We start from the raw sequence: 24,033 nt of genomic DNA, 5'->3' as shown, positions 1-24,033 counted from the left end.
AAAAACCCGGTCAATGACCGGGTTTTTTTCATGCATCAGCCGCCGCGCGGGCCGCCGCCACGGTGGCCACCGCCACCGGGACCGCGGCTGCCACCCGGGCGCGCGCCGCCGGGACGACCGCCGGGACCACCCGGGCCGCGTGCACCGGGGCCACCCGGGCCACGGTTGCCACCCGGGCCGCCGGGACCACGTGCGCCGGGACCGCCCGGACCACGGTTGCCACCCGGGCCACCGGGGCCGCGGTTGCCGCCGGGACGGCCGGCCGGGCGGGGCGTGCCGTACGGGCTGGCGCCCGGATTGGCATGATCGGACGGGAAGCTCGGGGCATTGCCCGGGTGACCGTACGGGTGGCGCTGTGCGCCCTGGCCGCTGCGGTTGCCCGCGCCGGCACCGGCACCGGCCGGACGGCCCTGGCCGCCGTAGCCGCCACGGTTTTCACCGCGACCTTCGCCACCAAAGCCGCCGCCGCTGCGCTCGCCGTAGGCGCCACGGCCCTGGCCGCCTGCGCCGCCCGGACCCTTCGGCTTGCCGTACGGACGGCCCTGGCCACCGGCGCCTGCGCCGGCACCCGGACCACGTGCGCCCGGGCCACGGGCTGCGCCCGGACCGGCGTTGCGGTGGTTGCTCGGGCCGGTGCTCACGCCATCGGGCACGTACCAGCTGCGGAACGCGGCCGGGTTGCCTTCGGGCAGGGCGCGGTTGCCCTTGTCCGGGCGCTGCTTGAACGGGCGCTGCGACTGCTTGGCCGCCGCCTCGCCGGTGACCGTCAGGCCACCCTTGAAGCCGCCGCCCTTGCCGCCGCGACCACGGCCGCGGTCTTCACGCACGTTGTCGAAACGACGCAGTTCGCGGCCTTCGTCGGCCTGGTTGTGGCCGTTGACGTAGGCATTGCCACGACCACCTTCGCGCGACACGCGCACGGTGGTCTTGGCGGCGCGGCGCTGGCCGATCACCGGCTGCAGGGTCAGCGCCGAGGGGGCGCCTTCTTCCAGCTTCAGTTCGGCGCGCAGCGCTTCAACCTGCTTGGCCGGCAGTTCGACCGACTGGCCACGCAGCAGTTCGCGCGGCAGCGAGACCTTGCCGTAGCGGGTGCGCTTGAGGCGGCTCACCTGGCAGCCCTGCGATTCCCACAGGCGGCGCACTTCGCGGTTGCGGCCTTCCTTGACGACCACGCGGAACCAGTCGTGCGAATCGGTGCCGCCGATGCGTTCGATCTCGTCGAACTTGGCCGGGCCGTCTTCCAGCGCCACGCCACGGGAGAGGCGGTCGACGATGCTGTCGGGCACCTTTTCTTCGCCTTCCGGGGCACGCACGCGCACGACGTATTCGCGCTCGACCTCGTAGGAGGGGTGCATCATCGCGTTGGCGAGTTCGCCATCGGTGGTGGCCAGCAGCAGGCCGGTGGTGTTGATGTCCAGGCGGCCGATCGCGATCCAGCGCGCGCCCTTGAGGGCCGGCAGCGCTTCGAACACCGTCGGGCGGCCTTCGGGATCTTCGCGGGTGGTCACTTCGCCTTCGGGCTTGTTGTAGGCCAGCACGCGCGAGGTTTCGGTCAGCGCGGTGGCGACAAAGCCACGGCCGTCCAGTTCAACCTTGTCGCCGCTCTTGATCGACTGGCCGGTCTGGGCGACTTCGCCGTTGACCTTGACCAGACCATCGGCGATGCGCTGTTCCAGCGCGCGGCGCGAGCCGAGGCCGGCCTGGGCCAGCACCTTGTGCAGGCGCTCTTCGAGCTTGGGCTGTTCGGTTTCGTTTTCGCGCTTGAGCGAAAGCTTGTTCAACGACAGCTTGCGGGGGGTGTCACTCATTTACTTGGCTCCGGCCGGCGACGGTTTCGTCGGCCTCTGGTTCGGGATCGGCTTCGTCAACAGCCACGGTCGTCTTCGCGACGGCGTTGTTTTCGGTTTCGTTCTGGTGCGCCGCGCGGGGTCCCGGCACGGTATCGGGCTCGCCATCGCTGGCGGTTGTATCCGCGTCGTCGTCGGGGAGCGACGGCGACGCATGGGATGGGGTATCGCTATTGTCTGACTCGGCGTCCTGTTCCGCCAGTCGCGCGGCCATCAGGGCGGCGCGGGCGGCGGAACGGGCAGTGGCCGGGTCCTGTTCGGGTTCCGGTTCGGATTCCGGTTCCGGGATGGTTTCCGGTTCCGGTTGCGGTTCGGCGTCCGGATCCGCCGCGCCTGCGGCGATCCGGCCGGCCAGCTGGCCGTCGTTGTCCAGCGGCAGCTGCGGTTCCAGTTCGCCCAGGTCGCGCAGCTCGGACAGCGGCGGCAGCTCGTCCAGGCGCTTGAGCCCGAAGTAATCCAGGAAACCCTTGGTGGTGCCGAACAGCGCCGGCTTGCCGGGCACGTCGCGGTGGCCGATCACGCGGATCCATTCGCGTTCTTCCAGGGCCTGGATGATGTTGCTGCTGACCGCCACGCCACGGACCTGTTCGATCTCGCCGCGGGTGATCGGCTGGCGGTAGGCAATCAGCGCCAGCGTTTCCAGGGTGGCACGGGTGTAGCGGGTCTTGCGCTCGGTCCACAGCCGGGTGATGAAGCCGTGGACTTCGTTGGTGACCTGGAAGCGGAAGCCGGAGGCGACCTCGACCAGCTCCACGCCACGGTCGGCGCAGCCTTCGCGCAGCAGTTCCAGCGCGCGTTCGATGCTGCCCGGCGGCGCCGGCTCTTCTTCCGGGAACAGGCCCTGCAGCTGGGCCAGGGTCAGCGGCTGGCTGGAAGCCAGCAGCGCCCCTTCGACAATACGGTTGATCAGCGGTTGATCCATGCGTGGGTCGGGTGCTCAGTCAGGGTCGTTGGCGGCGTCGTTGTCGTCGAACTCGCTGTTGAACTGCAGCGGTTCGTTGGTGTTGCCGGCGGCCAGTGACTTGACGTAGATCGGCGCCAGCGGAGCTTCCTGGACGATGTCCAGCAGCTGTTCCTTGGCCAGTTCGAGCAGGGCCAGGAAGGTGACCAGCACCCCCAGCTTGCCTTCTTCGGCGGTGAACAGCGTTTCAAACCGGTAGAACCTGCCGTCTTCCAGACGGCCCAGCACATCGCCCATGCGCTGGCGGACACTCAGGGCCTCGCGCTTGATCGCGTGGCCGGTGAACAGCTCGGCGCGCTTGAGCACGTCGTGCAGCGCCATCAGCATTTCCTTCAGGTCCACCGGCGGCGGCAGCTTGATCGCCGCGCGGTCGGGCACGAAGGCATGGGCCAGGCTGGTGTCGCGGTCCTGGCGGGGCAGGGCGTCGATATCCTCGGCAGCCTGCTTGAAACGTTCGTACTCCTGCAGCCGGCGCACCAGCTCCGCACGCGGGTCGGCTTCCTCGCCTTCCACGCTGGGCGGCCGCGGCAGCAGCATCCGCGACTTCACTTCGGCCAGGATCGCCGCCATCACCAGGTATTCGGCCGCCAGTTCGAAGCGCAGCTCCTGCATGACGTTGATGTATTCGACGTACTGGCGGGTGATCTCGGCCACCGGAATATCCAGGATATCCAGGTTCTGCCGGCGGATCAGGTACAGCAGCAGGTCCAACGGACCTTCGAAGGCATCCAGGATGACTTCAAGCGCATCCGGCGGGATGTACAGGTCCTGCGGAATCTGCAGGACCGGTTGCCCATGCACCACGGCCAGCGGCATTTCCTGCTGCTGAGGGGCGGTCGGCCGGATTTGCGGGTTCGCGTCGAGCGCGAGTTCAGAGGTCATCAAGATTGACGTCGGTATTGCAACGGACCAGTTTGCTGCGCCTGGCGCAACCGGAACACCCGGGCGGCAGGATCGCTAGCCATGACATTTCAAACAGCAGCAGGACGCGCTGCTCAAATGCAGCGACAGAACTACGGGAGGTCGTCTACGTGTGCTGGTGTGGGGCAGTGGGGCCCTGTAGCCACAGGGTTGCTGCGTCCAGCCACGTGCAATGTGGTCAAGAGTACGGCTTCACAACGGCAGTGTCCAGCGAGGCGGGCTAGAATCGCGGCGTTTGTTTAGCTGAACCCCAGGAGTTGCCCGTGTGGTATGTGATTGAAGGCTATGACGGCACCGATGTGCTGGCCGCCCGCCTGTCGGCCCGGCCGGCCCATCTTGCCCGTCTGCAGGCCCTGTGCGACGAGGGGCGGCTGCTGCTGGCCGGCCCCTGCCCGGCCATCGACAGTGAAGACCCGGGCCCGGCCGGCTTCAGCGGCAGCGTGGTGATCGCCGCGTTCGATTCGCTCACCGAAGCCCAGGACTGGGCGGCGGCCGATCCCTATGTGGAGGCCGGGGTGTATGTGCGCACCGAGGTCCGCCCGTTCCGCAAGGTGCTGCCATGAGCCGGGTGGAGATGATCCGGGCGGCGCTGCAGGCCGCCTTCGATCCGGAACTGCTGGAGGTGGAGGACGACAGCCACCGCCACGCCGGGCATGAGGGCGCGCGCGATGGGCGCGGGCACTTCAATGTCCACGTGGTCAGCGCGGCCTTCGAAGGCAAGCTGCCGCTTGCGCGCCATCGCGCGGTCTTCAACGCCTTGGGCACCCTGATGGAGACCGATATCCACGCGTTGTCCATTCGTGCCGAAGCGCCGTCAAAAAAGGGCTGAAACCCTTGTCCTGCCTTGTCCCGGTGAGTCCCGGGGCGACCTCTCCAAGACACCCCGAGGTTACCGCCGTGCGACATTTGCCTAACGTAGTGTTTACATCCGGGATTGAAAACGCTTACATTCCGCGCCAAGCCCAGATCTCTAAGCCGTGGAGGGCGGCGAAGTGAACAAGGCAGCTATCACAATCAAAGATGTAGCCCGCGAAGCCCGCGTCTCTGTGGCGACGGTATCGCGTGCGCTCAATGGCCATGAAAACGTCGCCGAACCGGTGCGCAAGCTGGTGCTGGAGGTGGCGGCGCGCCTGCGCTATACCCCGCACGCGGCGGCCCGCAGCCTGAGCAGCCGGCGCACCAATACCATTGGCGTGGTGCTGCCGGACCTGTATGGCGAATTCTTCTCCGAGCTGATGCGCGGCATCGACAACGTGGCCCGCGCGCGCCGCCAGCACCTGCTGGTGTCCAGTTACCACGGCGACCAGGAGCAGCAGGGCGCGGCCCTGCGGGCCATGCGCGGCCGGGTCGACGGGCTGCTGGTGCTTTCCCCGTATGCGGAGAGCCCCGGCTTCCTGACCGACAACCTGCCCCAGGCGCTGCCCACGGTGCTGATCAACACGTACCTGCCCGAGCAGGATCACCCGGTGCTGAGCATCGATGACCATGCTGGTGCGATGGCGATGACCGCCCACCTGCTCGAGGCCGGCCACCGCCGTATCGCGTTCATCGGCGGCCCCGAGCTGAACTTCGATGCGCGCGAACGCCTGCGGGGGTTCCGCGATGCGCTGGCCGCGTTCGGCGGTGCCGCCGAGGGCATCGAGCTGCCCGGCGACTTCGATGAAGCCTCCGGCCACCGCGCCGGGCAGGAGCTGCTGGCCGCCGGTGCATTGCCCGATGCGGTATTCGCAGCCAACGACATGATGGCGCTCGGTTGCCTGTACGCGTTCGCGCAGGCCGGCGTGCGCGTGCCGGCCGACGTGGCATTGGCAGGCTTCGATGACATCCCCCTGGCGCGTTTCGTTCACCCGTCGTTGACGACGATGCAGGTGAGTATCGCCGAGCTTGGCGATAAGGCGGCGACGCGTCTGTTGCAGTTGATGGATGGCAACAACACGGAAACGGCCGGTGACAAGCAGACACTTGTACCGCGCCTGATCGTGCGTGATTCAAGCGTTCCGCCGAAAGGCGGAACGCGGTAGGTCACGACCGTTGGTCGTGACTTGTTGGGCCGCTGAACGCTGTATCGGTATTTCACGCAATCCAAAAAAAAGACAGGCGGCCGCAACGACGGCTTCCACCACCCGGAGATTTACATGACGTATTCCAATCACCGCACCCGCATGCCGGCCCGCCGCCTGCTGTCGAGCGCACTGGTCAGCTGCCTGTTGCTGGGCGCCGCACCTTCCCTGATGGCCCAGTCGGCCACCTCTTCGCTGCGTGGCCAGGTCGCCCAGGCCGAGGCGGGCACCGAAGTCACCGCCACCAACGTGGCCAGCGGCAGCGTGCGCCGCGCCACCACCCGTGCCGATGGCACCTATTCGCTGATGGGCCTGGACCCGGGCACCTATGACGTGGTGGCCAACGGCCAGACCCAGAAGGTGACGGTGACCGTGGCCTCGACCGCGACGCTGAACTTCAGCGGCGCTCCGGCCAATGGCAGCACCGCCAACGCGACCAACCTCGACACCGTCAACGTGGTTGCCCCGACCCTGCTGCAGGAAGTGCGTACGTCCGAAGTGGGCAAGACGGTCAGCCTGCAGCAGATCCAGACCACCCCGCAGGTGTCGCGCAACTTCCTGGAATTCGCCGACGCGGTGCCGGGCATGATCTTCACCCGTGATGCGAAGGGCAACACCTCGCTGCGCGGCGGTGCCACCAATGCCGACGGCACCAACGTCTACATCGACGGCGTGGGCCAGAAGAGCTACGTCAAGGGCGGCGGCGTGGCTGGCCAGTCCGGCAGCGCCGGCAACCCGTTCCCGCAGCTGGCCATCGGCGAATACAAGGTCATCAGCGGCAACTACAAGGCCGAATACGGCCAGGTCTCCAGCGCGGCAGTGACCGCCGCGACCAAGTCCGGTACCAATGAATTCAAGGGTGAGGCGTTCTACCGCTACACCGACGAAGACATGCGCGCCAAGACCCCGGCCGAGCGCCAGGAAGGCAAGACCAAGGAAGTCTCGGCCGAGAAGGAATACGGCTTCGCCCTGGGCGGCCCGATCGTGCAGGACAAGGCGCACTTCTTCGTGACCTACGAAGCCAAGCGCTTCGACCTGCCGGTGACCATCGCCCCGGAAGGCTCGGTGACCAACCGTGTCGGCCTGCTGCCGGCCGATGCCGCCGCCCAGCTGGGCCCGGCCAGCCAGCCGTTCCAGCAGGACCTGATCTTCGCCAAGATCGACGTGGAGCCGACCGACAACGATCGCATCGAGCTGACCTTCCAGGACCGCGACGAAACCCAGCAGCAGTTCAGTGGGCAGACCGCGCCGTCGCACGGCAAGGAAACCGAGAACACCGACCGTCGCTACGCGCTGCGCTGGAACCACAGCGGTGAGCGGTTCTACAACGAACTGATGCTCACCCACGAAGATTCGTTCAACAACCCGGTGCCGCTGACCATCGGCAACGGTTACGTGTACACCGCACCGGATGGCACCGACGACCGCACCCTGGTGCAGATCGGCGGCGCCTCGGCGCTGGATTCGCAGGTGAAGGGCCAGAAGGGCTGGTCGATCGAAGACAACCTGACCCTGGACGGCATCGAATGGGCGGGCGACCACACCATCAAGATGGGCGCCAAGTACAAGGAAATCGACCTGTACGCGTCCGACGCGCAGGAGATCAACCCGCAGTTCACCTACACCCTGGGCGATCCGGACTTCCCGTCGGACATCCCGTACAAGGCGCAGTTCGTCAAGCCGGTCACCGGTGTGTCCGGCGTGACCGGTGAAGTGCGCTCGAAGGTGAAGCAGATCGGCCTGTTCATCCAGGACGACTGGCAGGTCAACGACCATCTGCAGTTGAACCTCGGCCTGCGTTGGGATTACGAAAAGAACCCGACCTACCTGGACTTCGTGACCCCGCCGGAAGTGGTGGCGGCACTCAACAGCCAGGATCCGCGTGCAGCCGCCGGCCAGACCTATGCGCAGTCGATGGCGCTGGGCGGGCTGAACATCAACGATTACATCAGCAACGGCCACAACCGCAAGGCATTCAAGAATGCCTGGCAGCCGCGACTGGGCTTCTCGTATGACCTCAACGCCGACGAGCAGCACGTGATCCACGGTGGTGCCGGCCGTTCCTACGACCGCGACCTGTTCGACTACCTGCAGCTGGAAACCACCAAGCTGGCCCTGCCGCAGCCGACCATCTACTTCCGCAACCCGGCCACCGGCGCCTGCCTCAACGGCCAGGCCGCGTGCTACGACTGGGATCCGAACCTGCTCAACGGCATCCAGAACCTGCAGGCCCTGGTGGGTTCCACCAGCAATGCCGGGCTGGAAGTGGACATGCTCAACAACAACCTGAAGGCGCCGTACGCCGACCAGTTCAGCCTGGGCATGTCCAACCAGGTTGGCGACTGGCTGACCGACGCCACCGTTGCCCGTACGCTGACCTATGACGGCTTCGCCTTCACCCTGGGCAACCGTTACCCGACCGGCCAGTTCTTCGATGACCCGCGCCTGTGCGGCGGCACCGAGCCGGGCCTGAGCCAGGCCTGGAGCTGCAACATCCCGGGCTTCGGCAGCCTGATCATCGGCCAGCAGGGCATCAAGACCCGTGCCACCCAGGTGCTGCTGTCGGCACAGAAGCCGTTCACCAAGGAAAGCGGCTGGGGTACCTCGATCGCCTACACCTGGACCACCGCGCGCCACAATCGCGACATCAACGAGCATTACGCCTTTGACCGCGGCCTGATCACCGATTACCCGACCATCCGTTCCAACGGTGCACCGCGCCATCGCATCGTGCTGACCGGTTCGTATGCCGGCTTCTGGGACATCACCTTCGGTGGCAAGATCACCCTGGCGACCCCGACCGCGGTGAACGACTGGTACCCGGTGGCACAGTCCAGCGGCTTCGACCTGCCGACCCCGGGCGCTGCGGTGCCGGACGGCAACGGCCGCTTCCTGGTCGGTGGCAAGATCTGGGGCTACCGCTCGGTCGACCTGCAGGCCACGAAGACGTTCAAGATGCCGGGCGACACCGAGCTGTACGCACGTATCGACATCATCAACGTGTTCAACTTCGACAACTTCTCCAACTACAACTACACCAAGTCCAACGGCAAGCTGCTGGCCAGCTACAACGAGACCGGCGATATCGTCGGTACGCCGCGCCAGGTGAAGGCAGAAGTGGGCTTCCGCTTCTGATGTAAATGAGGGCCGGTCCCCCAGCCGTAGAGACACGCCATGCGTGTCCTCGCGGTCTGGGGAGAACCGGCTTTTAATGAACCCAAGCTGTAAACGATTTCACTCCAAGGCCAGCTATGCTGGCCTGAAATTCGAAGATTCCGGAGGGTTGGCACGATGAAGGTACCCCGCGTATTGGCACTGGGAGTACTGGCGGTAGCCGTGGTCGGCTGCAAGCCGCAGGCGCAGGAAACGCCAGCCAAACCCAAGCCGCCGGTCATCCTCGTAGAGGCCGACGTTCCCCCGCGCCCGATGAAACCAGAACTGCCCCCGCTGTTCGACGATATCGAACGCCGCACGTTCCAGTTCTTCTGGGACACCACCAATGAAATCAACGGGCTCAGCCCGGACCGCTATCCGTCGCGCCCGTTCGCCAGCATCGCTTCGGTGGGCTACGCGCTGACCGCGTACCCGATCGGCGTGGAAAACGGCTGGGTCAGCCGTACCCAGGCGGTGGACCGCACGCTGACCACGCTGAAGTTCTTCCGCGACATGCCGATGGGCCCGCAGCGCACCGGCAAGGGCGGCTACAAGGGTTTCTACTACCACTTCCTGGACATGCAGCAGGGCCACCGCTATGACAGCTGGGTGGAACTGTCGAGCGTGGACACCGCATTGCTGATGATGGGCGTGCTGTTCGCGCAGTCGTACTACACCGGCGACGATTCGCGCGAAAAAGAAATCCGCGCCATCGCCGATACGCTGTACAAGCGCGTGGACTGGCCGTGGCTGCAGCAGCGCGCCCCGCTGATCTCGATGGGTTGGTTCCCCGAAAGCGGCTTCATCGACCACGACTGGATGGGCTACAACGAGGCGATGATGGTCTATATCCTCGCGCTGGGTTCGCCCACCCACCCGGTGAGCCCGGATGCGTGGACGGTGTGGACGCGCACCTACGACAACGACTGGGGCGTGTTCCAGGGCCAGGAATACCTGTCCTTCGGCCCGCTGTTCGGCCACCAGTACACCCACGTCTGGATCGACTTCCGCGACATCCAGGACGCGTACATGCGCGAGCGCGGCAGCACCTACTTCCTCAACAGCCGCTCGGCTGCCCTGGCCCAGCGCGAGTACGCCATCGCCAACCCGGCGCAGTGGAAGGAGTACGGCGAAAATGTGTGGGGTCTGACCGCCAGCGACGGCCCGCAGAACACCACGCAGGAATTCCGCGGCGAGCAGCGCCAGTTCCGCCACTATTCCTCGCGCGGCGCCGGCCTGCGCGAGAACTTCGACGACGGCACCATCGCCCCGACGGCGGCGATCTCCTCGGTGGTGTTCGCGCCGGAAGAAGTGATCCCGGCCACGCTGGAAATGCACAAGCGCTACGGCGATTACCTGTATTCCAGCTACGGCTTCCTGGATTCGTTCAACCCCAGCTTCAATTTCGACATTCCGCTCAAGACCGGGCGCATCGTGCCCGACCGTGGCTGGGTGGCCAGTGATTACATCGGCATCGACCAGGGTCCGATCCTGACCATGATCGCCAACTACCGCAACGATTTCGTGTGGGACACGATGAAGAACAACCCGCACATCCGTCGCGGCCTGGAGCGCGCCGGTTTCACCGGCGGCTGGCTCACCCCGGAAGGCGAAGACCAGCCGATGGCGCTGGAGAAAGACGAGAAGGCCGCCTCGGCCCGCTCGATGGGCATCGCCGAATCCCGCGCGGCCGCCGCGCAGGAACAGAAGAACAATTCCAATTCGAACCGCAACCAGCCCCAGGGGAAGTAAGCAGTGCCATTGTCGTCGCGCCCCAAGCTGTGGGTGAGTGTTCTGCTGCTGGTTGCCGGCAGCCTGTTGTTGAGTGCCTGCCGGAAGGAACCGGAAGGGGTGACCGTGCGTTTCTGGGCCATGGGCCGCGAAGCGGAAGTGGTCAGCGAACTGATCCGCGAATTCGAAGCCGACAATCCCGGCATCCACGTCGATGTGCAGAACATCCCGTGGACGGCCGCGCATGAGAAGCTGCTCACCGCCTTCGCCGCCGACGGCCTGCCGGACGTGTGCCAGCTGGGCAACACCTGGATTCCCGAGTTCGCCGAACTCAACACGCTGACCCCGTTGGCGCCGTTCGTGGCCCAATCCAAGGTGGTCGACCCGGCCGATTACTTCCAGGGCATCTGGGATACCAACGTCATCAACGGCGAGCTGGTCGGGGTGCCGTGGTATGTCGATACGCGCCTGCTGTACTACCGCAAGGACCTGCTGGCCAAGGCCGGCTTCGACCACCCGCCGCGCACCTGGGACGAGTGGAACACCATGATGGCGGCGATCAAGAAGATGCAGGGTCCGGACCGCTACGCGGTGCTGATGCCGATCAACGAGTTCGAGCAGCAGCTGTCCTTCGCCCTGCAGCAGCCCGACCCGCTGCTGCGCGACCACGACACCCGCGGCAACTTCCGCAGCCCCGGCTTCCGCCGCACGCTGGCGTTCTACGAGAACATGTTCGCCCAGGGCTGGGCGCCGCGCATGTCCGAAACCCAGATCTCCAACGTGTGGGATGAGTTCTTCAAGGGCTTCAACGTGTTCTACCTGTCCGGCCCCTGGAACATCCGCGAGTTCAAGAAGCTGCAGCCCAAGGAACTGGAAGGCAAGTGGGGCACCGCCGCACTGCCGGGCCCGGACGGCCCCGGCGCCGGCATCGCCGGCGGCACCAGCCTGGTGATCTTCCGCGGCTCGCAGCAGAAGGAAGCGTCGTGGAAGCTGATCGAGTTCCTGTCGCGCCCGGACATCCAGCAGCGCTTCCATTCCATCATCGGTGACCTGCCGCCACGGCGCAGCACCTGGAAACACCCCTCGCTGGCCAACGACCCGCTGGCGCAGCCGTTCCGCGACCAGCTCGAACGGGTGCGGCCGACCCCGAAGGTGCTGGAGTGGGAACGTATCGTGCAGGAAATGCGCATCGTCACCGAACAGGTGGTACGCGGTGGGCTGGATCAGGATGTAGCCGTGAATCGATTGGATGACCGCGTGGACAAGGTCCTGGCCAAGCGCCGCTGGATGCATGAGCAGCGTACCCAGGCCGAACAGGGCGCCGCGCCGGAGGTGCTGCCATGAAGCAGCGCTCGCTTGCCGGCTGGATCTTCGCCGGCCCCTCGCTGCTGGTGATCGGGGTGTTCTTCGGCCTGCCGGTGTTCTCGGCGCTGGCGCTGAGCATCACCGACTTTGACCTGTACGCGCTCGCCGATGGCGGCAATCTGCGCTTCGTCGGCCTGGGCAACTACATCGACCTGCTGCAGACCCCGATGTTCTGGAAGTCGCTGTGGAACACCACGTATTTCGTGGTGGTCGGCGTGCCGATGTCCATTGGCGTGTCGCTCGGCGCGGCGATGCTGCTCAACGCCCCGGCCGCGCGCTTCAAGGCGCTGTTCCGCACCGCGCTGTTCGCCCCGGTGGTGACCACGCTGGTGGCGGTGGCAGTGATCTGGCGCTACCTGTTCCATACCAGCTACGGGCTGGTGAACTACGGCCTTGGCCATCTGGGGATCAGCCCGATCGACTGGCTGGGCGATCCGAACTGGGCCATGCCCACCATCATGCTGTTCGCGGTGTGGAAGAACTTCGGCTACAACATGGTGATCTTCCTGGCCGGCCTGCAGGCGATCCCGCATGACCTGTACGAGGCCGCGCGCATCGATGGCGCCTCGCGCTGGAAGCAGTTCCTGCACATCACCCTGCCGATGCTCGGCCCGGTGTTGCTGGTGGTGGGCGTGATCACCGTGTCCGGCTACTTCCAGCTGTTCGCCGAACCCTACGTGATGACCCGCGGCGACCCGCTGCAGAGCACCGTGAGCGTGCTGTACTTCATGTTCGAGGAAGGCTTCAAGTGGTGGAACCTGGGCCGCGCGTCGGCCGTGGCGTTCCTGCTGTTCCTGATCATCCTGGCGGTAACCAGCCTGATGCTGCGTTTCGGCCGCAAGAGGCAGTTGGTATGAGTCGTGAGATTGGCCAGTCGCGCTGGCATGCGTGGTGGGTGAACGGAGGGTTGCTGGTGCTGGCCGCGGTCAGCCTGGCGCCGCTGCTGTGGATGCTGTCGGTGTCGTTCATGCCGACCGGCGAAGCGGCGCATTTCCCGCCGCCGCTGCTGCCCTCGTCGGTGACCACCAACAACTACCACGAGCTGTTCGCCCGCACCGGCATGGCCAACAACTTCGTCAACAGCCTGTTCGTCTCGCTGGCGATCACGCTGGGCTCGCTGCTGCTCAACACCATGGCCGGGTATGCATTCGCCAAGCTGCGCTTCGTCGGCCGCGAGCGGATCTTCCAGGTGCTGCTGGCCGCGCTGGTGATCCCAGCGCAGGTGGCCATGCTGCCGCTGTTCCTGCTGATGAAACAGCTGGGCCTGGTCAACAGCTTCGGTGGGGTGATCGTGCCGGCGCTGGCCAGCGTGTTCGGCATCTTCCTGGTGCGCCAGTACGCGCGCTCGATTCCCGATGAGCTGCTGGAAGCGGCGCGTATCGACGGGGCAGGGGAGCTGCGCATCTTCTTCCAGATCGTGCTGCCGATGCTCAAGCCGGTGCTGGTGACCCTGTCGATCTTCACCTTCATGGGCGCCTGGAACGATTTCATGTGGCCGCTGATCGTGTTGACCGACCAGGAGCACTACACTTTGCCGGTTGCCCTGGCCACGTTGTCGCGCGAACACATCATGGACGTTGAAATGATGATGGCCGGCGCGGTGGTCACGGTGGTTCCGGTGCTGGCACTGTTCCTGGTGCTGCAGCGCTACTACATCCAAGGTCTGCTGCTGGGGAGTGTGAAAGGGTGAAGCGTGCCGTCGTCGCGGGGGTTCTGGGTCTGGGTCTGGTGTGCTCGATGGCGGCGCCTGCCGCGCCCCCGGCAGTGCCGGCGGCGGCTAAGGTCCTGGACAGCTTCGACGACATGTCGCCCTGGAAGCTGGTGGTGTCCGACCAGGTCAGCGGCTCACTGCGCAGCGTGGCCGGCGCCAACGGCGGCCGCGCGCTGTGCGTGGACTACGACTTCCACGAAGTCTCCGGCTACGTGGCGATCCGCCGCGAGCTGCCCATCACCTGGCCGGACAACTACCAGGTCGGCTTCCAGCTGCGCGGCGATTCGCCCGGCAATGACCTGCAGTTCAAGCTGATCGATGCCAGCGGCGACAATGTGTGGTGGGTCAACCGCCCCGGCTACGCCTTCCCCAAGACCTGGACGCCGGTGCAGTACCGCCAGCGCCAGATCGAGAAGGCCTGGGGCCCGGACCCGGACAAGACCCTGCGTAAAAGCGCGGCAGTGGAGTTCACCATCTACAGCAAGGTCGGCGGGCGCGGCACGGTCTGCTTCGACCGGCTCACCCTGCAGGCCCTGCCGCCGGCCGATACCTCGGCGCTGGCACCGTCGGTGATCGCCGATACCGCCACCGCGCTGCAGAGCCGTATTGCCGATGGCAAGCCGGACACGGTGTGGATCAGCGGTGGCGTGCCCGACCAGACCATCAGCCTGGACCTGCACAACGTGCGCGAGTTCGGCGGTGCGGTGATCCAGTGGGTGCCCGGCCTGGAAGCTACCCGCTACGTGGTGCGTGCCTCGGCCGATGGCCGGGACTGGCGCACCCTGCGCGAGATCACCGCCGGCGGTGGCGGCGAGCGCGACTGGCTGGCACTGCCCGATACCGAGGCGCGCTACCTGCGCTTCGACCTGCAGCACGGCAGCAGCTGGCGGTACGGCATCCGCGATATCGCGATCAAGCCGCTGGATTTCGCTGCCACGCCGAACGAATTCGTTGAGTCGGTCGGCGCCGACCTGACCCGTGGCTTCGTGCCGCGCGGCTTCAGCGGTGAACAACCGTATTGGACCCTGCTCGGGCTGGACGGCGGCCGCGAACAGGCGCTGATCGGCGAAGACGGTGCACTGGAAGTGGCCAAGGCCAGCTTCAGCGTGGAGCCGTTCGTGGTGGTCGACAAGAAGGTGCTGAGCTGGGCCGATGTCGAGGCAAAGCAGTCGCTGCAGGACGATTACCTGCCCATTGCCAGCGTCGACTGGGCCCACCCCAAGGCCGCCTTGAAGGTGACCGGCTTCGTGCAGGGCAGCCCGGACAAGGCGCAGCTGGTAGGCCGCTACACGCTGCACAACCCGGACAAGGTGGCGCACGACTACACCCTGGCCCTGGCCGTGCGGCCGTGGCAGGTGAATCCGCCGCGGCAGTTCCTCAACACCGTGGGCGGCGTGAGCCGGATCGACACGCTGGATTTCGAACCGGGCCAGGTCGAGGTCAACGGCAAGCCGCGCGTGTACCCGGTGCAGACGCCGGACGCCGCTTTCGCCAGCCCGTTCGACGGCAAGCTGGAGGTTACCCACCTGGCCACTGGCAATCTGCCCACCGCCACCGAAGTGCGCGATTCCACCGGGCTGGCCTCGGGCGCGCTGCTGTACCGCTGGCGGCTGGAGCCGGGGCAGAGCAGGGAGGTGGCCATCGTGCTGCCGCAGACCGGCGCGTGGACCACCCCGAAGGACTTCGACGCCAACAAGGCCCAGCAGCAGGTGGCCTCGATGTGGCGCACCAAGCTGGACCAGGTGGCGCTGCAGGTGCCAGCGGCGGGCAAGCCGCTGGCCGATACGCTGCGCACCGCACTGGCGCACATGCTGATCTCCCGGATCGGGCCAAGCCTGCAGCCGGGCACGCGCTCGTACTCGCGCAGCTGGATCCGCGATGGCGCGATGATTTCCGAAGGCCTGCTGCGCATGGGCCGCAGCGATGCGGTGCGTGAGTACGTGAACTGGTACGCGCCGTACCAGTTCGACAACGGCAAGGTGCCGTGCTGCGTCGACCCGCGCGGCGCCGACCCGGTGCCGGAAAACGACAGCCACGGCGAACTGATCTTCAACATCGCCGAGTACTGGCGATACACCGGTGACAGCACCTTCCTGGAACTGATGTGGCCGCACGTGCAGGGCGCCTACCAGTACATGGAACAGCTGCGCCTGAGCGAACGCACCGAGGAAAACCGCGCGCGCAACCCGGCCTTCTTCGGGATGATGCCGGTGTCGATCAGCCATGAAGGCTATTCGGCCAAGCCCATGCATTCGTACTGGGACAACTTCTGGGCGCTGCGCGGTTACAAGGATGCGGCGATCATCGCCTCCACGCTGGGCAAGATGGAGGCGATGCAGATCGCCGAGTCGCGCGACCAGTTCCGTGACGACCTGCAGGCCTCGCTGCTGGCGGCCACGGCCCTGCACAAGATCGATTTCCTGCCCGGTTCGGCCGAGCTGGGTGATTTCGACGCGACCTCCACCACCATCGCGCTGGCCCCGGGCGGCGAACAGGGCCGCCTGCCGCAGCCGTACCTGGACAACACGTTCGAGCGCTACTGGAAGCAGTTCGAGGAACGCCGCGACGGCAAGCGCGAGTGGAAGGACTACACCCCGTACGAGTGGCGCAACGTGGCCGCGTTCGTGCGCCTGGGCTGGCGCGACCGCGCCTGGCAGGCCACCGAGTTCTTCTTCAAGGACCGCGCGCCGCAGGCCTGGAACCAGTGGGCCGAAGTGGTCTCGCACACGCCGCGCAAGCCGTTCTTCGTCGGCGACCTGCCGCATGCGTGGGTGGCGTCGGACTTCGTGCGCTCGGCGCTGGACATGTTCGCCTACAACCGCGACGTGGACGACAGCCTGGTGCTGGCCGCCGGCGTGCCCAGCCGCTGGCTGGACGGCGCCGGGGTCGGGGTGAAGGGGCTGCGCACGCCGAATGGGCAACTGAGCTACACACTGGCCCGCAGCGACCGGCAGCTCACGCTGCAGATCGCGTCCGGGCTGCTGGTACCGCAGGGCGGGGTGATCCTGCCGTGGCCGTTCAGTGGCGAACCGGGGGATACCACCGTCAACGGCGAGCCGGCGCAGTGGCTCAACGGCGAGCTGCGCATCACCCAGGTGCCGGCCAAGGTGGAAGTGCAGATCCCGGCCTCGGTGCGGCGCGCCGAACGCAAGGCGCCGTGACCGCGGTGGTCGCCCGCCCCGGCATGCTTGGCGTGCTGCTGGCCGTTGCGCTGGCGGCATTGCCGGCGCGCGCGGCAATGCCGGTGGAGCAGGGCATGAGCCTGGTGACCTTCAACCTGCACCACGACCGGGAAGACTGGCCGCAGCGGCGCAAGGTGATCCTGCGCGAGCTGCAGGCGCTGCAGCCCGACGCGATCGCGCTGCAGGAGGTGATCCAGAAGCCGCATGTGCGCAACCAGGCCGCCTGGCTGGCGCGCAGGCTCGGCTATGACTATCAGTTCGTGTCCACTGATCCGCCGGGCCGATTGAAGCGTTACGGCAATGCGCTGCTGACCCGGCGCCCGGTGCTGGCGCGCGGTGAACGGTTGCTGGCGCCGCTGACCGACTACCGCACCGTGGCGCACCTGCGTATCGATGTGGAGGGGCAGCCAGTGAATGTCTATGCCACCCATCTCAACGAACGTTCGGATGAGCGCGGCAGTCGCATCCGTGCCGAGCAGGTGGCCGACCTGTTGACGTTCATCGCGACGACATCGGGCGATGCGCCGGTGGTGATTGCGGGGGATTTCAATGCGCTGGTGGATGCGAGTGATCTGAGTGCGCTGCGCCAGCGCTATGGCGACAGCTATGGCAGCGTGCACGTGAACAACGAACTGGCGCAGATCAGTACGTTGAACCGGCATTACTACGATGCGCCCTCGCGCATCGACCACATCTTTTTCCAGCAGGACAAGCTGCTGGCCCGCGAAGCGCGGCTGCTGTTCGACCAGCCCTACGCCGAAGGTCGCTGGGCGTCGGACCATTACGGGGTGTGGACCCGCCTGCAGTTCGCACCGTGAGGCAGGCAGCCACGCAGGGCGTGGCGCTACGTGATCCGGATCCAAAAAGAGACAGCGGCCCGAAGGCCGCTGTCTTTTTTTACCTTGCCGCTGGAACCGGATCAGGCCTTGTCGGTCTTTTCCGGGTCCTGCTTGTCGGCATCGTCGGCCTTGGCGACATCGGTCGGGATGTCTTCGCGGGCTTCGGCGTGCGCGGCCTGGGCGGCGGCGTCGGTCGGTGCGGCGTCGCTGGCGGCGCTGCCGAACAGCTGGCCGTTCTGTACCGCCGGTGCAACTGCGGCCGATTCCGCGCGTGCCACCGGTGCCGGGGCAGCCGGCGCGGCCGGAACGGCGTCCACTGCATCCAGCATGCTGGTCTGCACCGGACGACCGACTTCGGTCGGGCCCTTGTGCTCTACAACCGGCGCGCTGGTGCTGGCTTCGGCGGCCTTCGGGGTCTCGACGGCGACGGGTGCGGTCGGGGCCGGGGTCACCGGGGCCGGCGTCACGACGGGCGCTTCAATCGGCTTCGGCGCTTCGGTCACGACCGGGGCTTCGACTGCCTTCGGCGCTTCGGTCACGACTGGAGCTTCAACAGCCTTCGGCGCTTCAGCGGCGACCGGCGCTTCTACCGCTTTCGGCGCTTCGGTCACAGCCGGGGCTTCAACAGCCTTCGGCGCTTCGGTCACGACCGGGGCGACCGGGGCTTCAACCGCCTTCGGTGCTTCCGCCACCACCGGCTTCTCAGCCTCCGGCGCCTTGGCGACCGGTGCGGAGGCCGGCATCGGCGATTCCACGAACGGCACGCGGTCGGTGTAGGACGGGGTGCGCTCTGCCACCGGCTCGGCCTTCGGGGCCGGGGCGGCCTCGCTGTGACCGGCGGTCACCACCGGGCTGCTGACCACGGCCAGCGGCGCGGCGGCGGCCACGGCAGCCACCGGGGCCGGGCGCGGGGCCTGCACCGGCGCGGCCGGAGCAGCGGGAGCAGCGCCGTCGTCATCGAAGTCGAACTCCGGGTTCGATCCGGTGCTGCGGGCGGCGGGGCGGGCGGCCTGGGCGGTGGTGTCACCGTCCTGGTCGCCGTCCTGCTCGTCGCCGTCGGCGTCGTCATCCAGGCCGCCGTCATCGTTCAGGCCATCGCTGCCTGCAGCCTGCTCGCCATTGCCACGACGACGGCGGCGGCCACCGCGACGGCCACGACGACGGCGCGAGGCGCCCTCGCCACTGGCATCATCGCCGGTGCCCGGCGCTTCGCCGTGCTCGTTGGCTTCGCCATCCACCGCAACGGCGGTCACCTGGTTCTCATCGGCCGGTGCGTTGTTCGACACCGGGGCCGCGGTCGGCGCCGTGGTCGCCGGGGTGGCGGCATCGGCCACGGTCACCGCGGCTGCAACCAGCGCCGCATCGGCAGCGGTCACGCCGGTCTGCACCGGCTTGGCGGCATCGGCCTGCGGCTGACGCGCGGGCTTGTCGCCCTCGTTCTGCTGGCGCGGCGGCTTCTGCTTCTGGTTCTGGTTCAGCTTCGGCTGCTGCTGCTCATTGCGCGGGGCCTTGGGCTGCTGCTGCTCGTTGCGCGGCTTGCCCTGCTGGGCCTGGCCGGCGGCCGGTGCGGACGCCTGTGCGGCCACGTCCTGGCGGCGGTCATCGCGGCGCTCGCCCTTGCCGGCGCGTTCGCCACGGTCGTCGCGACGGTCCTTGCCACGGGCCTGGCCCTGCTGGCCCTGACCCTGACCCTGGCCACGTTCGCCACGCTCATCGCGGCGGCCGTTGCGGTCCTTGCCGTTGCGGTCCTTGTTGCGGCCGTTGCGGTTGCCTTCCTGGGCCGGGCGCGCGTTGGTCTGCGGGGCGGCGGCCGGCGCCGGTTCGCCACCAAAGATGCGCTTGAGCCAGCCGACCACGCCGGTGGCGGCCGGCGCAGCGACCGGCGCCGGGGCGACCGGGGCCGGGGCAGCAGCCACCGGTTCGGCAACCTCGCGGACCGGCGCCGGGGAGCTGTGCTTGACGTTGGTGACCGCCGGGGCAACCGGGATGTTCAGCTGCGCCTTGGTCAGGGCATGCACCGGCAGCTTGCGCGGGGTGCCACGCTGGTAGCTCGGCTTGCCGCTTTCTTCGCCCAGCTCGTTTTCACGCAGGCGGGTCACTTCGTAGTGCGGGGTGTGCAGCTGCTCGTCGGCCACGATCACGATCGGCGCGTCATGGCGCTGTTCGATCTCGCGCAGGGCGCTGCGCTTTTCGTTGAGCAGGTAGTTGGCGATCTCCACCGGGGCCTGGACCAGCACCTGCCCGGTGTTTTCCTTCATCGCATGCTCTTCGGCGACGCGGATGATCGACAGCGACAGCGATTCCACCGAGCGCATGCGGCCATGGCCGTCGCAACGCGGGCAGACGATCTGGCTGGATTCGCCCAGGCTCGGACGCAGGCGCTGGCGGCTCATTTCCATCAGGCCGAAGCGCGAAATGCGGCCCAGCTGCACGCGCGCACGGTCGTACTTGAGCGCGTTCTGCAGACGGTTCTCGACTTCCCGCTGGTGCTTGTTGGAGGACATGTCGATGAAGTCGATCACCACCAGGCCGCCCAGGTCGCGCAGGCGCAGCTGGCGGGCCACTTCCTCGGCCGCTTCCAGGTTGGTCTGGAACGCGGTGTCCTCGATGTCACTGCCCTTGGTGGCGCGCGAGGAGTTCACGTCGATGGCGGTCAGCGCTTCGGTCTGGTCGACCACGATCGAGCCGCCCGAGGGCAGGCGCACGTTGCGTTCATAGGCGCCTTCGATCTGCGATTCGATCTGGAAGCGGTTGAACAGCGGAATGTCGTCGGTGTAGTGCTTGAGCTTGCGCAGGGTCTGCGGCATCACCTGCTGCATGAATTCGCGGGCGGTGTCGTACAGCTCCTGGGTATCGACCAGGATCTCGCCCACGTCGGCGCGCAGGTAGTCGCGCAGGGCGCGCACGATCAGGCGCGATTCCTGGTAGATCAGGAACGGGGCCGGCTTGGTCAGCGCCGCTTCGGCGATCGACTTCCAGACCTGCAGCAGGTAGTCCAGGTCCCACTGCAGCTCTTCGGCATCGCGGCCGACGCCGGCGGTGCGGATGATCACGCCCATGTCGTCGGGGATGTTCAGCTTGTCCAGCGCTTCCTTCAGCGCGGCGCGGTCTTCGCCCTCGATGCGACGCGACACGCCACCGGCGGTGGGCGAGTTCGGCATCAGCACCATGTAGCGGCCGGCCAGGGAGATGAACGTGGTCAGGGCGGCGCCCTTGTTGCCGCGCTCTTCCTTGTCGACCTGGACCACCACTTCCTGGCCTTCACGCAGCAGTTCGCGGATGCCGGCCTTGTTGTGGTCGACCCCGGCCTGGAAGTAATCGCGGGAGATTTCCTTCAGCGGCAGGAAGCCGTGGCGTTCGCCACCGTATTCCACGAAGGCCGCTTCCAGCGACGGCTCAAGGCGCGTGATGCGGCCCTTGTAGATGTTCGACTTCTTCTGTTCCTTGGACGGCTGTTCGATGTCGATGTCGTACAGCGTCTGGCCATCCACGATGGCTACCCGCAGCTCTTCAGCCTGCGTGGCGTTGATCAGCATTCGCTTCATATTGCGTTCCTCGCGCGCTGCTACCGCGCGGAACGCCATGGGGTTTCGCTTCTGGTCACGCTTGCACGCCCATCGCGCATGCGCGGGGAGGGCGGCTTGGGTTTCCAGCGCTACAACACCACGGCAGGCCGCGGGAGCGCTTCATTTTGTTTTGGTTTGGGTGTTGCGGGCCGGAGGCAGCTTTCAGCCAGGCTGGAGCGCCACAGGGACATTTTTTCAGCGCAGACGCGTGTCAGGCATCCGGCGATGGCCGGGACTGCCGGTGAGCCGCTAACATGGCCGCCCCGGGGGCGGTGGCTGCGCACTGTGCCGGAATCGAGGGAAGTCGGGCTTCTGGCCCAGAGCAACTTCCAACGAAATCAATCCCTTATCTCGCCCGCCGAGTGTAACAGAATAAAAGGCCAATGACTGATACCGTGCCGTCCCCCAAACCCGCTGAAGGCAAGACCAGCGTCCGTCTCCTGACTGTCCCGGCCGACCGCGCCGGGCAACGCCTGGACAACTTCCTGCTCGGCCAGCTGAAGGGTGCGCCACGCAGTCTGGTCTACAAACTCGTGCGCAGCGGCCAGGTCCGGGTGAACGGCGGCCGCGCCAAGGCCGAACGCAAGCTGGTGGAGGGCGACGAAGTGCGCGTCCCGCCGGTCCGTCTCACCGAAGAGGGAGACAAGGCCGGCCCGCCGGCGGCGTTCATGAAGCGGCTGGAAGACGCCATCGTCTACGAAGACGAGCGGCTTCTGGCCCTGAACAAGCCCTCCGGCGTGGCCAGCCACGGCGGCAGCGGGATCAGTTTCGGCGCCATCGAGACCCTGCGCGCCCTTCGCCCCGGCAAGACCCTGGAGCTGGTGCACCGGCTGGACCGGGACACCTCGGGCCTGCTGATCGTGGCCAAGAAGCGCTCGGCGCTGAGCGAGCTGCAGGCGCTGCTGCGGGAAGACCACGGCGCCGGCATCCGCAAACGCTACCTGACCCTGCTGGTGGGGCGCATGCCCGACGGCACCATGACCGTGGACGCGCCGCTGCACGTGGGCCTGCGCCAGGGCGGCGAGCGCCACGTCCAGGTCAATGCGATCGGCAAGGAGTCCATCAGCCACTTCAGCGTGCTGGAGCGCAAGGGCGGCCATTCTTTCTGTGAAGTCCGGATCGAAACCGGCCGTACCCATCAGATCCGCGTGCACGCCCGGCACCTGGGTCACCCGGTGGCCGGTGACGACAAATACGGCGATCCGGACGTCAACAAGCGGCTTCGTGACCAGATCGGCCTGAAACGCCTGTTCCTGCACGCCGCCTCGCTGGAGTTCTCGCTGGACGCCGGCAAGACCCCCTACCTGCTCAATGCGCCATTGGCCGAAGAGCTGACCGAGGCGTTGAACCGGTTGGGGTGACACTGTTGGTTGATTGATCCGGGCCCGGATGGGCCCGGAAAAAGTCGTCGACCGTTGGTTGATTGATCCCAATCCCAATGGGCCCATATGAATTCGTAGCCCCGGCCGTTGGCCGGACACCGCGCGCAGCGCGGCCCAAGCGTCCGGAGACGGTCACCCAACGATTGCCGCCACCACCCGGCGTTTAGACGTTCCGAAGCCGCCCGTCAGGCGTTCATGATCCCGGAACGAAGAGCAGCCGGCCAACGGCCGGCGCTACCGCTTCGGATCGTCTAAACGCCGGACGGAGTATCGGGAGGCCGCATTCGGCCACCTCCTGAGACTTGGGCCGCGCTGCGCGCGGTGTCCGGCCAACGGCCGGGGCTACGAACCGCTACGTAACGTCCACAGATCGGGATCAACCAACCAGAGGCCCGGTAACCGTCGCAGGCCCATCGGGATTGGAATCAAATCAACCCGCATCCGGTAGCGCCGGCCGTTGGCCGGCCCACGCAATCTGCGCCACGCCCGCACGCACATCACCATTTGAACAACACCAGGCTGATGGCCAGGCTGGCCATGCCGGCGACCAGGCCGTAGACGGTTTCGTGGCCTTTGGCATAACGCTTGGCGGCCGGCAGCAGTTCGTCCAGGGCCAGGAACACCATGACCCCGGAAATAATCCCGAACACCCAGCCAAAGGTGGCGTGGTTGAGCACGCCAGACAGCACCACGTAGCCAATGGCCGCGCCGATCGGCTCGGCCAGGCCCGACAGCAGGCTGGCGCCGAACGCATAGAACTTGTTCTGGGTGGCGAAATACACCGGCACCGCGATCGCGATGCCCTCGGGGATGTTGTGGATCGCAATGGCGAACGCCAGCGGCATCCCCACCGAGGGGCTTTCCAGCGTCGCGAAGAACGTGGCCAGGCCTTCCGGGAAGTTGTGCGCGGTGATCGCCACCGCCGTCAGCAGGCCCACCCGCTTGATGTAGGCCTTGTTGTTCTCCCGGAACATCGGGTCCTGCTTGTCCAGGCTTTCGTGCGGGTTCGGAATCAGGTGATCGATCAGCACGATCAGCAGTACCCCGCACAGGAACGCCGCCGTGGCGTAGGCATAGCCCACGCGCGCGTCATACGCCTGGGTGAACGAATCGATCGCCTTGGTCAGGATCTCGGTCAGCGACACGAACACCATCGCGCCGCCGGCGAAGGCCAGGCCGAAGGCCAGCAGGCGGGGATTGGGGCGGCGCGAGAACAACACCATCAGGCTGCCCAGGCCGGTGGCCAGCCCGGCAGCCAGGGTCACCAGCAGGGCGACCCATACGTTTTCACTCGAGATTTCCGGCATCCGCCACA

At 66.8% G+C, this 24,033-nt stretch carries 16 protein-coding genes; 11 read left to right on the top strand and 5 right to left on the bottom strand.

Annotated features, from left to right (window positions below):
- Positions 1-35 precede the first annotated feature (35 nt).
- Genes KVS69_RS02140 through KVS69_RS02130 form a run of 3 tightly spaced genes read right to left on the bottom strand, consistent with a single transcriptional unit; the run spans position 36 to position 3,690 of the window.
- Entirely contained in the window at positions 36-1,808 is a 1,773-nt protein-coding gene (locus tag KVS69_RS02140; protein ID WP_210130639.1) for a pseudouridine synthase, read from the bottom strand.
- On the bottom strand, positions 1,801-2,769 hold the full coding sequence (gene scpB / locus KVS69_RS02135; RefSeq protein ID WP_217536222.1) for an SMC-Scp complex subunit ScpB: 969 nt from the start codon (positions 2,767-2,769) through the stop codon (positions 1,801-1,803). Before scpB ends, KVS69_RS02140 begins: the two co-directional genes overlap by 8 nt.
- A gap of 15 nt (positions 2,770-2,784) precedes the next feature.
- Positions 2,785-3,690 carry a ScpA family protein gene (locus tag KVS69_RS02130; RefSeq protein WP_068853099.1) on the bottom strand — a complete coding sequence of 302 codons (906 nt, stop codon included), beginning with the start codon at positions 3,688-3,690 and terminating at the stop codon, positions 2,785-2,787.
- 302 nt (positions 3,691-3,992) lie between these two features.
- On the opposite strand from KVS69_RS02130, the gene KVS69_RS02125 reads away from it, so the two are divergent.
- The 10 genes from KVS69_RS02125 (at position 3,993) to KVS69_RS02080 (ending at position 17,749) form a co-directional block, all read left to right on the top strand.
- Positions 3,993-4,292 carry a YciI family protein gene (locus tag KVS69_RS02125; RefSeq protein WP_068854705.1) on the top strand — a complete coding sequence of 100 codons (300 nt, stop codon included), beginning with the start codon at positions 3,993-3,995 and terminating at the stop codon, positions 4,290-4,292.
- Positions 4,289-4,558 carry a BolA family protein gene (locus tag KVS69_RS02120; protein WP_217536213.1) on the top strand — a complete coding sequence of 90 codons (270 nt, stop codon included), beginning with the start codon at positions 4,289-4,291 and terminating at the stop codon, positions 4,556-4,558. Before KVS69_RS02125 ends, KVS69_RS02120 begins: the two co-directional genes overlap by 4 nt.
- A 148-nt stretch (positions 4,559-4,706) precedes the next feature.
- Positions 4,707-5,750: a LacI family DNA-binding transcriptional regulator gene (locus KVS69_RS02115; RefSeq protein WP_217536211.1), complete on the top strand. Its 1,044-nt coding sequence runs from the start codon at positions 4,707-4,709 to the stop codon at positions 5,748-5,750.
- Between the two features lie 114 nt (positions 5,751-5,864).
- Positions 5,865-8,924, top strand: a complete 3,060-nt coding sequence (locus tag KVS69_RS02110) for a TonB-dependent receptor (RefSeq protein ID WP_217536202.1) — start codon at positions 5,865-5,867, stop codon at positions 8,922-8,924.
- A 156-nt stretch (positions 8,925-9,080) separates the two neighbouring features.
- Positions 9,081-10,694: a glucoamylase family protein gene (locus KVS69_RS02105; protein WP_217536200.1), complete on the top strand. Its 1,614-nt coding sequence runs from the start codon at positions 9,081-9,083 to the stop codon at positions 10,692-10,694.
- A 42-nt stretch (positions 10,695-10,736) separates the two neighbouring features.
- Positions 10,737-12,017 carry a sugar ABC transporter substrate-binding protein gene (locus KVS69_RS02100; protein WP_254621984.1) on the top strand — a complete coding sequence of 427 codons (1,281 nt, stop codon included), beginning with the start codon at positions 10,737-10,739 and terminating at the stop codon, positions 12,015-12,017.
- Positions 12,014-12,895: a sugar ABC transporter permease gene (locus KVS69_RS02095; RefSeq protein WP_068853081.1), complete on the top strand. Its 882-nt coding sequence runs from the start codon at positions 12,014-12,016 to the stop codon at positions 12,893-12,895. The genes KVS69_RS02100 and KVS69_RS02095 overlap by 4 nt, the downstream gene beginning before the upstream one ends.
- Complete coding sequence (locus tag KVS69_RS02090; protein WP_068853078.1) at positions 12,892-13,728, top strand: carbohydrate ABC transporter permease; 837 nt, start codon at positions 12,892-12,894, stop codon at positions 13,726-13,728. Before KVS69_RS02095 ends, KVS69_RS02090 begins: the two co-directional genes overlap by 4 nt.
- Before the next feature lie 47 nt (positions 13,729-13,775).
- Entirely contained in the window at positions 13,776-16,910 is a 3,135-nt protein-coding gene (locus tag KVS69_RS02085) for a discoidin domain-containing protein (protein ID WP_217536195.1), read from the top strand.
- 77 nt (positions 16,911-16,987) lie between these two features.
- A complete protein-coding gene (locus KVS69_RS02080; RefSeq protein WP_254621983.1) occupies positions 16,988-17,749 on the top strand; it encodes an endonuclease/exonuclease/phosphatase family protein in 762 nt (253 codons plus the stop codon).
- A 101-nt stretch (positions 17,750-17,850) separates the two neighbouring features.
- On the opposite strand, the gene rne is transcribed toward KVS69_RS02080, so the two are convergent.
- Entirely contained in the window at positions 17,851-21,315 is a 3,465-nt protein-coding gene (gene rne / locus KVS69_RS02075) for a ribonuclease E (RefSeq protein ID WP_217536192.1), read from the bottom strand.
- A 404-nt stretch (positions 21,316-21,719) separates the two neighbouring features.
- Between rne and KVS69_RS02070 the strand changes: the two genes are divergently transcribed.
- A complete protein-coding gene (locus tag KVS69_RS02070; protein WP_217536190.1) occupies positions 21,720-22,697 on the top strand; it encodes an RluA family pseudouridine synthase in 978 nt (325 codons plus the stop codon).
- Positions 22,698-23,215: 518 nt separating this feature from the next.
- Here the strand turns inward: KVS69_RS02070 and zupT are convergent.
- Positions 23,216-24,025, bottom strand: coding sequence for a zinc transporter ZupT (gene zupT / locus KVS69_RS02065; protein ID WP_217536188.1), 810 nt, complete (start codon positions 24,023-24,025; stop codon positions 23,216-23,218).
- Positions 24,026-24,033 lie beyond the last annotated feature (8 nt).

Source organism: Stenotrophomonas sp. GbtcB23, assembly GCF_019091045.1.
GTDB classification, from domain to species: Bacteria; Pseudomonadota; Gammaproteobacteria; order Xanthomonadales; family Xanthomonadaceae; genus Stenotrophomonas; species Stenotrophomonas rhizophila_A.
This window is presented reverse-complemented; position numbering and strand designations above follow the sequence as displayed.